The organism is Neobacillus drentensis, assembly GCF_036965425.1.
Classification (GTDB): Bacteria; Bacillota; Bacilli; order Bacillales; family Cytobacillaceae; genus Neobacillus; species Neobacillus drentensis_F.
In genome coordinates this window covers 1-259 of the sequence record NZ_JBALPP010000171.1, presented here as the reverse complement: position 1 = coordinate 259, position 259 = coordinate 1, and positions in this window count along the sequence as shown.

The following is a 259-nucleotide window of genomic DNA, read 5'->3' as shown; positions in this document are numbered from 1 at the left end:
TATAAAATATTATCAAACAATAATAAAGAAGTTTGATAAATGGAAAATACAAGCATAAAAATTCCATTTTTCCCCCATACTAATGTAAAAAGATGAGGTGAATTAAATGGGACTTCTCAACTCATTTAACCAATGGAAAGAGACCAGATATCAAAATCATGTTTCAAATATGAAAGACCAAGGCAAATGTCCTGATTGCCAAGGCAGAGGCTATACAGTTTATCCTTATAATGAATTTGCATATTTTAATTCCTTTGAA